We start from the raw sequence: 8,071 nt of genomic DNA on the forward strand, positions 1-8,071 counted from the left end.
TTTATATACAATATGTGTATTATACTGCTCAGCATCGCGAAATGCAAGTCACTTGCATTTGACAAGCTTTATAATTCGTGCTATGATAACAACCGCATTGCAGATGCAATTCGTTTGCATTATTTTTAGAAATCTAGGAGGATGAGTTACATGAAAAAAATAGTCGCTCTATTCGCAGCGGCAGTATTGTCGCTTACCTTGCTTTCTGCCTGCGGCAGTCCTGCACAGCAGCAGTCCGGAGCAGAAAAATCTGGAACAGAAAAAGTCAAAGTAGCCGTTTCCTTTAATGCCATGAAAGAATTCGTACAAGCTGTCGGCAAAGATAAAGTCGACATTGTTTCCGTAATTCCCGACGGCACGGAACCTCATGATTTTCAGCCGACCCCAAAAGATATGAAATCGCTTCATGATGCCAAGTTATTCGTATACAACGGGTTTGGCATGGAACCATGGGCCCAGGAGGCCATAAAGGCTGCGGACAATTCCAAACTTACCGTTGTGGAAGCCACAAAAGGCATTGAACCGATTGCTCTGACCGATCCTGATGAAATCAAAGAACACGGCGCCAATGATCCTCACACATGGCTCAGCCTGGTCAACGCACAGGCAGAAGTAAAAAATATTGCTGATGGCCTGGCTAAAGCCGACCCCAAGAATGCCGATTTCTATCAGAAAAATGCAACCGAATACAATGGTCAGCTGCAGAAACTGTTAGACGAATATAAAGGAAAATTCCAGAATGCACCGCGCAAAGACCTCGTAACAGGCCACGCTGCCTTCGCGTATTTATGCCGTGACTTTGGTCTGACTCAAAACAGCGTGGAAGACGTCTTTGCCAGCGGTGAACCGAGTGCACAGCGCCTGGCAGAACTGGTAAGCTACTGCAAAGAACATCAGGTAAAAACGGTATTTGTAGAAGAAGCAGTCAGCCCTAAAACATCGGAAACCCTGGCCAAAGAAGTAGGTGCCAAGACACAGGTCATCCATACGATGGAAGGCAGCGAAGGAACGAAAACCTATTTGGACCGCATGAAGGAAAATCTGGAAGAAATCTATGCGGCTATGCAATAAAAAGGAATATGCCCTATGACTCGCCGTGAATTTTTCAAGCTGTCCCTCGCTTCTCTCACTGCGTGGTCCCTGCTGCCCGTACTGCCAGTTCTAGGTGCTGACCGTACGGGCAGCGCTGTCATTCGGCCACCGATAGAGGGAACGCCCCTTCATTTTACAGAAGCGCTGGAACCGCGAAAATTAACAAATCTCCTGATCGTTCACCACGTTGGCGGTACGAACCGGGATGTAACAGCTGCCGACATTCACCAGTGGCATTTACAGAATGGCTGGGCCGGCATTGGCTATCACTACGTCATTCATAAAGACGGCACCATCGAACAGGGGCGGCCGGAACACACAGTAGGTGCTCACTGCTATGGATATAATCAGACCTCTGTCGGCATCGTCTCTGTCGGCGATTTTGAAACGTATGAACCTACAAAACAACAGCTGTCCAGTGTCATTCACCTGCTGTCCTACTTATGCTGGCGGTACCATATACAGCCTAGCTCTTCCACCATTGTCGGCCACCGCGATCTGAATGAAACAGCCTGTCCAGGCCGAAATTACTATGCCCACCTGCCGTGGCTGCGAAAGCAGGTAGCAGCCAGAGTAAAAAACATAGAAAACTAAAAAGAGGGATGTCCCCGCAAAGGAGATATCCCTCTTTTTAGTTTTCTATACAGTTAATGACCGGACGTAACCTGACTGTCTGCTACGCTTTCAGTCTGATTCTTTTCAGCTGCCAAATGGGCATAATATTTCTTTGTTTCTGCTACGACGACGCCGCTCAGTCCAATAAGAGCTACCAGGTTTGGAATAGCCATGAGACCGTTGACGATATCGGCCAGAATCCAGATGACGTTTAATTTAATGAAGGCTCCGCAGGCAACAAGGACAATAAAGATAATGCGATACGGCATAATGCCCTTGACACCGACCAGATATTCTACGCACCGTTCGCCGTAATAGTTCCAGCCGAGAATCGTCGTGAAGGCGAATAAGGTCAGGCCAACGCACAGAATAACGCTTCCCCAGCCGGGATAAGCCTGCAAAAAGGCAGCATTCGTAAGAGCTGCGCCATTGAGATCGCCGGTCCACAAGCCGCTGACGACGAGAACCAGGCCGGTCATGGTGCAGATGATGATCGTATCAATAAACGTACCGGTCATGGAAATAAGCCCCTGTTCAGCCGGCCATTTCGTCTTGGCTGCTGCAGCCACAATAGGTGCACTGCCCAGGCCTGATTCATTGGAGAATACGCCGCGGGCAACGCCGTTACGCATGGCCATCAGCACTGTGGCGCCGAGGAAACCGCCGGCAGCAGCTGTCGGTGTGAAGGCGCAGACAATAATCTGTTCAATTGCCGCCGGAATGCGGTCATAGAAAGTAATCAAAAATCCCAGAGAAGAAATGACATAAATAATAGCCATAGCCGGAACGATCTTAGAAGCAACGCGGGAAATCGATTTCAGTCCGCCAATGGTAACAGCTGCTACGACAATGGTCAGAACAACTGCCGTATATTCGACAGGAACATTGGCAGTCAACCGGGTAATTTCAACAATGGAGTTTACCTGTGCAAATGTACCGATGCCAAAAAAGGCAACCAACACGCCAAAGAAAGCAAAGAGCACAGCCAAAGGCTTGTATTTCTTGCCAAGGCCGTTTTCAATATAATACATAGGACCGCCGGAAATGTCGCCGTTCTTATCTACTGTCCGATATTTTACGGCCAGGCAGCCTTCGGCATATTTCGTCGCCATGCCGACAAAAGCAGCCATCCACATCCAGAAAATAGCCCCAGGACCGCCGGCATGCACAGCCGTTGCTACGCCGACAATATTACCGGTCCCGACAGTAGCTGCCAGGGCCGTACATAAGGCCTTAAAGCTGTCCACATCGCCTTCGCCCTGATTTTTGGCCGTAAAAATCAGCTTCATTGCCAGCGGCAGCCGACTTACCTGAAGCAGGCGCAGCCGGACGGTCAGCATAATGCCGGTCCCGATGAGCAGGATAAGCAGCGGCGGCCCCCAAACAAAACTGTCAATTTGATTCAGCAATTCTTCCATCCTACATAACCCCTTTTACCTTTGTCTAATAGATGATACATACAATAAATACAAAAAAACCTGTCTTCACATTACTCTGAAGACAGGTCAGAACATAGCAAAAAAAGAAGAACTGCTATCCTCTGTCCTTTTGCCTGAGAGATTAGAAAGCAATACAGCTGTGCTTCCTTGCACCTTCGGCGCCCTTGCCGGGACTCTCCAGAGTCGTGTCTGCACACGGTCCCGTCCATTTCGGACGCCTGAGAGTTTGACTCCGTCGGCAGGCCCTGAGGCCTTCTCCCGTGTGCTTCATCCACGTCATATGCGATTGATTGAAATTATACTCCAAGTTGCAGGAATTTGCAAGCCCCTTTCTTACAAAAATGTAATGACAATGGACATTTTCCGTATGTCTTCTGCGCAATATTATAAATCCGTTATGATACCATAAATGACAAAGGAAAATGGACCTTGACGAAAAGGAAAAATACCCGTATAGTAAGTATTGCGTGAATTGTTAACTAGTTAATCAACAGCGAATGCATACCTGTTGTTCAAAAGGGGCGAAATCATGTCAAAAAAATCATTATGGACTATGCCGTTTATTGCCATTATCATTGCAAACGGCCTATTATTCGGCAGTTTTCACAGTCTGCTGCCAACGCTGCCAATGTACGTTGCGTCCCTCGGTGCATCTGGTACAGAAATCGGGCTTATTTCCGGCATCTTCGGTATTTCTGCCATTTTTATCCGTTTTTTCACCGATGATTTTGTCCGTCTTCTCGGCAAAAAGAACTGCCTGTATATCGGCATTTTCCTGACCTTGGCCGCAACCATGAGCTACGCCTTTCTCACCTCTGTTCCCATGTTGATGACGGCCCGCATCATTCAGGGCCTTGGATTCGGCCTGGGGACAACCTTTGCAGCCGCCTTGGCTGTCGATATTATTCCACCGTCACGGCGCGGCGAAGGGGTTGGATATTTTGGCCTGGGAAATACGATCTCCATGGGAATTGCGCCGGCTTTAGGCGTCGCCTTGTTAACGGATATGGGACCTGTAGGCCTGTTTGGCTTTTCCTCGCTGGCAGCGGCCCTGGCCATTGGCAGCACCCTGTTCTGCAGCAATACTGCACCTGCCACATCTCCCAGCTCCGTGAAGCAGTCCGTTCCCTGGAAAAGCCGATTGGTAGAGGCCGGGACAGGATTTCCGTCCTTTTTTACCATGTTATTTGGCCTTGCTTACGGCTGCGTCAACACCTTTATTGCCCTGATGGCCCAGGAAGCGAACATTGAACAGCCTGGATTCTTTTTCGTTATTGGCACGGTCTTTATTTTTCTCACCCGTACCTTTGGCGGCCGCCTGTATGACCGCAAGGGCCCATTCTGGGTACTCCTGCCGGGGATATTGTCCTATACGCTGGCAGTTTTTCTCATCATCAGGGCCACTACCTTTGCCGATCTCATGACAGCATCTGTATTTTATGGAACCGGCGCCGGCCTGATTATGCCGTCACTCATGACCTGGCTGTTCAATGCCGTACCGCCTGAACGGCGCAGTAATGCCAGCGCAACATACTATAACATGCTCGATACGGGCACAAGCGGCGGTATTATACTGCTCGGCAGCGTTGCCGGCTTTATCGGCTATATACACATGTTCTATATTGTACTGGCCGCCATGATTCTCTTCCTGGCAGGCTTCGTATATCATCATTTTTTCAGACCCGCTGTTTCTTCCATTTCATCTGCACAGGAGAATTCCCATGAATAATCTATCCATTTCCATACCTGATGACCAGCTGATTCGAACGCTTTATATAACGATGCGCACCTTTACAAAAGGAGTAAATGACGTCTTGAAAGAGTTCGATCTGTACAGTTCAGAATGGTCTGTACTCAACTTTGTTCATACGCACAGTCAGATCACGCAAAGCGAAATCGCCGCCGCCTTGGCTGTGGAAAATGCGGCCATATCCAAGACACTCAGTAATATGGAACGGAAAGGACTGATTACGCGCACGCTTTCACCTGGAGACAGGCGGGAAAAACGAATTTCCCTGAGCACCAAAGGAAAAGCACTGTTTCCCCAGGCTCAACAGGCCATCGCAGCCCACCGCAGTCAGGCCCTGTCCAACTTGTCACAACCAGACCGTGACCAGCTGTACTCATACATTCACACGATTCTGCAGACTATTCGTACGTAAGCCGTAAAATAAAATAAGAGGCAGCTTCACACTACTAAGTGCATGAAGCTGCCTCTTATTTTATTTCATTTCGACACAACGCTTCTTTTTCAGCCCGTGTCCATTGTTTAATCTGCCATTCCCAGTGCATGGCATCATGCTTGCTGGAAAATTCCCGACTCCATACTAACTGCACAGGCCGGCGCGTTTTTGTATACTTCGCACCACAGCCCCTATTATGGGCTGCAACCCGTTTTACTACATCTACAGTCCATCCTGTATACAGCGTACCATCGGCACAGCGCACTATATATGTATAGTACGGCATGTATTACAGTGCCGACGTAATCTTAACCGTATTGAGGACTACGTCTTCCAGAGGCTTATCGGCCCGATTAGTCTTGACGCGGCTGATCCCTTCGACGACGTCGTAGTCTTTGACAACTTTACCAAAAATCGAATGGTGGTTCTGGAGCCACGGCGTTGGAACGACAGTGACAAAGAACTGCGAGCTTCCCGTATTGGGACCGGCATTGGCCATAGCCAGCACGCCCGGTTCTGCAAAGGTCAGGGACGGATCAAATTCATCGGGAATCATTTCATCAGAACCGCCAAAGCCAGTACCTTCAGGATCGCCGCCTTGAATCATAAAATCCTGAATGACCCGATGAAAAATCGTGCCGTCATAAAAGCCAGATTCAGCTAACTTTTTAAAATTAGCTACCGTAATGGGTGCCTGTTCCGGAAACAGCTGCACCGTAAAATCGCCGCGATTGGTCTGAAACACAGCATATACTGCTTCATTTGCCATATATAAAACCTCCCTGTACTCTATCTCAAAAAATTACAAATACTGTTTTACTTCATCCATGACTGCCGTGGCCGTCTGCTGCCATTTGAGCGGCGTTACTGCAATATGGCCGTCCCGGACGGCAGCTACATCACTGTATGCCGGCGCATGTTTCATGTCAATATCGCCGACAATGCGGTAGCATACGCTGTCATCAATATCTTTATGTTCTGCAATGACATTATGATAAATCTGAACGGTCTGTGGCACGACGCGGATATTATCCAGCGAAATCTCTCCCTGCGGCGGCACATTGACGTTGAGGATGCCGGGAAACCGGCCCTTAACGATGACGCGCTGTATGAGTTCGTGCAGTAAATTCGCCGTCTGCCGGCACCGCTCCTCGGTCAGGGGACACATGGAGGCAGCAATAGCCGGGACCTGATAGTACGGTCCCTCCATGGCAGCTGACACCGTGCCGGAGTAGAGAACGTCGCTGCCCAGATTATAGCCGTCATTAATGCCGGAAAGGATGAGATCAGGCCGACAGTCCTGCAGGAAATATTCCATAGCAAGCTTCACACAGTCTACAGGCGTTCCAGATACGGCGATTTCCCGAACAGTTCCGTCCTGACGTTCCTGACAGTACAGCGAACGGTTAATCGTCATGGAATGAGACGCAGCACTGCGCTGCCCGTTCGGGGCGACGACAGTAAGGTCATATCCATGATGAGCCATCACGTTTTTCAGCAACTGCAGGCCTGGCGCCCGCAGTCCGTCATCATTGGTAAGCAGAATGTGCATACTATTTCTTATTCTCCTTTCGCAGCAAGGCTGCGCTGTCATAACTTACGGCACGGGTATGTACCGTATGACTCCATTTCATTTTATGCCGGTCTTTAAATCCCAGAAAATTGACGGGAATCCAGCTGTACATAAAAACAGGATATACAATAAGGTATAACCATGATTTCAAGGGAACTTTGATCTGCAGCAATACGAGAACGGGAATAACATACTGTCCTACACCGATGACAGTCCACATATGAACGGGAATCAGCTGGTACAGAATGTTGGTATATAAGGGAATGTACGAATTAATCGATGCCATGACAGCATAAATCGTCGACATCATCATAAAAAAGGGCTGCGACAAGGTAATGATGCCATCAAGCATGCGAATATTGCCGGTCTTAATCCCTCGGACAAAGAGTTTGGGAATAAAGCGTTCCCCGCAATCACACTGCCCCTGGGCCCAGCGTTTCCGCTGCCGGCAGGACTGCATAAACCCCAAAGCCTTTTCATCATATATAATGGCGTCATGAGCCCAGCAGGTCCGCACGCCTTCGAGAAGAACCTTCATGGAAAATTCCATATCTTCTGTCAGGCAGTCACAGCCCCAGCCGTATTTGCGTACAATATCCGTGGCAATGCACATGCCTGTGCCGCCTAAAGCCGTAGACAAGCCAATGTTATACTTGGCCAGATGCCACATGTGGTTAATGAGCCAGAAGGCAATGGAAAATGTCCCTGCTACCCATGTATCCGTCGGATTTTTGGCATCCATATATCCCTGGATCACTTTCTCCCCTTTGCACAGGTGATTGTTCATTTCCCGCAGAAATTCCGGATGAACCAGATTGTCTGCATCGAAGACAACGAAAGCATCGTACTGCTTTTCCTGGGCCAGCATCTGCGAAAACATCCAGTCCATGGCATAGCCTTTGCCAACTTCTTCTGCATTGGTACGAACCTTGACAATGGCACCGTGTTCCCGACAAATAGCGGCAGTCCGGTCCGTACAATTATCTGCAACGACATATACATCATACATATCTTTGGGATAATGCAGATCTTTCAGATTATCAATGAGCTGGCCAACAACAGCTTCTTCATTATGTGCACAAATAACAGCAGCAAATGTATATTTAGGTGCTGCTGTAATCTGTTCTCTGCGCTTCATCAGTCCGAATACAGCCAGAATAAAATAATAC

The 8,071-nt window shown here is 48.6% G+C and carries 9 protein-coding genes and 2 riboswitches; of the genes, 4 read left to right on the forward strand and 5 right to left on the reverse strand.

The window, feature by feature from the left end; all coding sequences use genetic code 11:
* Nucleotides 1-141 precede the first annotated feature (141 nt).
* Complete coding sequence (locus Q3886_RS06545; RefSeq protein WP_301860436.1) at nucleotides 142-1,071, forward strand: metal ABC transporter substrate-binding protein; 930 nt, start codon at nucleotides 142-144, stop codon at nucleotides 1,069-1,071.
* A gap of 15 nt (nucleotides 1,072-1,086) precedes the next feature.
* Nucleotides 1,087-1,686 carry an N-acetylmuramoyl-L-alanine amidase gene (locus Q3886_RS06550; RefSeq protein ID WP_301860437.1) on the forward strand — a complete coding sequence of 200 codons (600 nt, stop codon included), beginning with the start codon at nucleotides 1,087-1,089 and terminating at the stop codon, nucleotides 1,684-1,686.
* 53 nt (nucleotides 1,687-1,739) lie between these two features.
* Here Q3886_RS06550 and Q3886_RS06555 read toward each other — a convergent pair whose 3' ends face one another.
* Nucleotides 1,740-3,125 carry a sodium:alanine symporter family protein gene (locus Q3886_RS06555; protein ID WP_301860438.1) on the reverse strand — a complete coding sequence of 462 codons (1,386 nt, stop codon included), beginning with the start codon at nucleotides 3,123-3,125 and terminating at the stop codon, nucleotides 1,740-1,742.
* Nucleotides 3,126-3,237: 112 nt separating this feature from the next.
* Nucleotides 3,238-3,337, reverse strand: a riboswitch (glycine riboswitch).
* A riboswitch (glycine riboswitch) is annotated at nucleotides 3,338-3,417 on the reverse strand. It lies immediately after the preceding riboswitch.
* Between the two features lie 258 nt (nucleotides 3,418-3,675).
* Between Q3886_RS06555 and Q3886_RS06560 the strand changes: the two genes are divergently transcribed.
* Nucleotides 3,676-4,875 carry an MFS transporter gene (locus Q3886_RS06560; RefSeq protein WP_301860439.1) on the forward strand — a complete coding sequence of 400 codons (1,200 nt, stop codon included), beginning with the start codon at nucleotides 3,676-3,678 and terminating at the stop codon, nucleotides 4,873-4,875.
* The gene (locus Q3886_RS06565; RefSeq protein ID WP_301860441.1) at nucleotides 4,868-5,308 is read left to right on the forward strand and encodes a MarR family winged helix-turn-helix transcriptional regulator; all 441 of its coding nucleotides are present in this window, start codon (nucleotides 4,868-4,870) and stop codon (nucleotides 5,306-5,308) included. The genes Q3886_RS06560 and Q3886_RS06565 overlap by 8 nt, the downstream gene beginning before the upstream one ends.
* A 55-nt stretch (nucleotides 5,309-5,363) precedes the next feature.
* Here Q3886_RS06565 and Q3886_RS06570 read toward each other — a convergent pair whose 3' ends face one another.
* From Q3886_RS06570 to Q3886_RS06585, 4 genes are all read right to left on the reverse strand, one after another.
* Entirely contained in the window at nucleotides 5,364-5,615 is a 252-nt protein-coding gene (locus tag Q3886_RS06570; protein ID WP_301860443.1) for a GIY-YIG nuclease family protein, read from the reverse strand.
* A 3-nt stretch (nucleotides 5,616-5,618) separates the two neighbouring features.
* Complete coding sequence (locus Q3886_RS06575) at nucleotides 5,619-6,098, reverse strand: peptidylprolyl isomerase (protein WP_301860444.1); 480 nt, start codon at nucleotides 6,096-6,098, stop codon at nucleotides 5,619-5,621.
* Nucleotides 6,099-6,131: 33 nt separating this feature from the next.
* Complete coding sequence (gene surE, locus Q3886_RS06580; protein ID WP_301860445.1) at nucleotides 6,132-6,881, reverse strand: 5'/3'-nucleotidase SurE; 750 nt, start codon at nucleotides 6,879-6,881, stop codon at nucleotides 6,132-6,134.
* Between the two features lies 1 nt (nucleotide 6,882).
* Nucleotides 6,883-8,071 (reverse strand): glycosyltransferase family 2 protein (locus Q3886_RS06585; RefSeq protein ID WP_301860446.1); only part of this gene is annotated, 1,189 nt, incomplete at its 5' end.

The organism is uncultured Megasphaera sp. (genome assembly GCF_958350005.1).
In the GTDB taxonomy this organism is placed as follows: domain Bacteria; phylum Bacillota; class Negativicutes; order Veillonellales; family Megasphaeraceae; genus Megasphaera.

Coding starts and splice junctions, on each gene's coding strand:
- Q3886_RS06550 (WP_301860437.1), top strand. CDS start 1,087: ATGACTCGCCGTGAATTTTTCAAGCTGTCCCTCGCTTCTCTCACTGCG.
- Q3886_RS06575 (WP_301860444.1), bottom strand. CDS start 6,098: ATGGCAAATGAAGCAGTATATGCTGTGTTTCAGACCAATCGCGGCGAT.
- Q3886_RS06570 (WP_301860443.1), bottom strand. CDS start 5,615: ATGCCGTACTATACATATATAGTGCGCTGTGCCGATGGTACGCTGTAT.
- Q3886_RS06560 (WP_301860439.1), top strand. CDS start 3,676: ATGTCAAAAAAATCATTATGGACTATGCCGTTTATTGCCATTATCATT.
- Q3886_RS06545 (WP_301860436.1), top strand. CDS start 142: ATGAGTTACATGAAAAAAATAGTCGCTCTATTCGCAGCGGCAGTATTG.
- surE (WP_301860445.1), bottom strand. CDS start 6,881: ATGCACATTCTGCTTACCAATGATGACGGACTGCGGGCGCCAGGCCTG.
- Q3886_RS06565 (WP_301860441.1), top strand. CDS start 4,868: ATGAATAATCTATCCATTTCCATACCTGATGACCAGCTGATTCGAACG.
- Q3886_RS06555 (WP_301860438.1), bottom strand. CDS start 3,125: ATGGAAGAATTGCTGAATCAAATTGACAGTTTTGTTTGGGGGCCGCCG.